Source organism: Sphingopyxis sp. (assembly GCF_036402335.1).
Lineage (GTDB): Bacteria > Pseudomonadota > Alphaproteobacteria > Sphingomonadales > Sphingomonadaceae > Sphingopyxis.
In genome coordinates, this window is sequence record NZ_DASWTD010000400.1 from 1 (window position 1) to 2,037 (window position 2,037).

Annotated in this window: 2 protein-coding genes; both read right to left on the minus strand. The window is 65.1% G+C overall.

From position 1 onward, the window contains the following. On the minus strand, positions 1-682 hold a 682-nt coding region (locus tag VGD20_RS12885; protein WP_331134831.1), incomplete at its 3' end, for a pitrilysin family protein. A 91-nt stretch (positions 683-773) separates the two neighbouring features. Further along, positions 774-2,037, minus strand: a 1,264-nt coding sequence (locus VGD20_RS12890) for a penicillin acylase family protein (protein WP_331134832.1), incomplete at its 5' end; no start/stop codon positions are given.

A 2,037-nucleotide genomic window follows, 5' to 3' on the forward strand; every position in this document is an offset into this window, starting at 1 on the left:
GGCCGTAATTGTCGGTGAACCACTTCTTCACATCGGCGAGGCTCGCCGAGTTGAGGTCGCCCATCGAACCGATCGTGCTGTGGTGATAGGGGTGCCCCGTCGGGAAGAGATTCTCGAAAATCTCGTAGCGCAGCAAGCCATAGGGATTGTTGTCGCCCTGGCGCTTCTCGTTCTGGACGACGCCGCGCTGGTTATCGAGCTTCTCCTGCGTCACCGCGCCGAGCAGGTGCCCCATGCGGTCGCTTTCGAGGAAGAGCGCGCGGTCGAGCGCGCCGGTCGGCACCGTCTCGAAATAATTGGTGCGATCGACGTTGGTCGTCCCGTTGCTGTCGGTCGCGCCGACCTGCTGCAGCGGCTCGAAGAAGTCGCCGGGCGAATTTTCCGACCCGTTGAACATCAGATGTTCGAACAGATGGGCAAAACCCGTCTTGCCCTTGGGCTCATGCTTCGACCCGACGCGATACCATACCGACACCGCGACGACGGGTGCCTTGCGGTCCTCGTGCACGATCACGCGCAGGCCGTTGTCGAGCGTAAAGGCTTCGTACGGGATATCGACGGCCTTCACGAGCTCGGCGATCGGGGCGGCCTCGCCCGCCTTTGCCTTGGCAAGGGCGGGACCGGCGGCGACGAGCGAAGTGGTGACCGCCAGGGCGAGCGCGAAGCGATGGAAACGGGGCATGAAGATCCTCTTTGCCGACGCAGGCCGGGCCTGCTTTGACCGGGTGCCGGACGGCACTGTATCAATGGTTTAGGACAGCATTTACCGGCATTCAAGGCCGATAGAAACGCGCCCCGCTCGCCTTCAGCGCCGCCGGATCGAACAGCACGGGCTTGAGCTTGTGCGCGACGAACAGCGGCGCCTGGTCATTATAGTGCGGGCTCTGGGGGCGCGTCGTCGCCGCACCGAACGGCTGGATCGATTCGGACCGCACCCGGCCCGCCTTGTCCCACGTCACGAACATGATGAAACTGTCGCCATGACGCACCTTCAGCCGCCCGTCGGGCTCGGCGTCCCACAGCGTCGAGGCGCGCACCGTGTCGTTGCCGCCGTCGAGCGGCAGGTCGACCCGCGACGCCCCTTCGCCATGGCGCAAGCGGAGCACGGTGCCGAGCTTCGGATCGAGCCCGCCGAAATGCTCCTGCAAGTGCGCGACCGTTTCTTTCAGTACGGTGCGCGGATCGGGCGCGGCGCGGCGCTGGTAATGGCTGCCGTTCGCGGGACGGAGCACCATCAGCGCCAGCGCGTCGCCCTTCCCCTTGCCGTCGAGGTTCCAGTCCCACGCGCGCAGCAGGCTTTGCGCCTGCGCGAGTGCCGGATCATCCTTTGTGTCGAGCGCGAGCACCCGGTCCATCCACGCCTTCGCATAGCCCGTCTGGGCATAGGCGGTGTCATATTTGATCGCCTTCAGCCGCGCCTCGTCGATCTGCCCCGATGCCTCGAACAAGGTGATCAGCCGCGTCGCGCGGTTGGTCATATCGTCCTCGATCCCGAGCAGCGGCGAAAAGGCTGCGGCGTCGAGTTCGTCGCCCGGCCCCGCCGCGACCCACGGGGTGTTGTTCGCGTTCATCACATAGCCCGAGCGCGGATTAACCAGCGTCGGCACACGATCGAACGGCAGCGTCTGGGTCCAGAGGTCCGCCGACGTGTCGCCGGGCAGCACGCCGCGCCAGTTGAAGCCCGGCTGCCGGTCGGGGAACATCGCATTGTAGAAGAGCCCGATATTGCCCTTCGCATCGGCGTAAATGAAATTGGTCGCGGGCACGCCCTGACCCGCCATCGCCGCGCGCCATTCGGCGAAATTCTTCGCCTTGTTCAGCCGGTAATATTGGGTGACCATATTCGCCTGGTCGATCCCCGCGTAGCGGATCGCGAAGGCGCCCTTTTCATTCTTCACCACCGGGCCGTGGACCGAGCGATAGACGGTGCGCGGCACCGGCAGCACGAACGGGCCGGCCTTTACCCTCAGCCAGATGCGCTTTTCCTCGAGCGGCCGCCACGCGCCATCGAACCGATAATTCTTGCCGCTGTCGTCG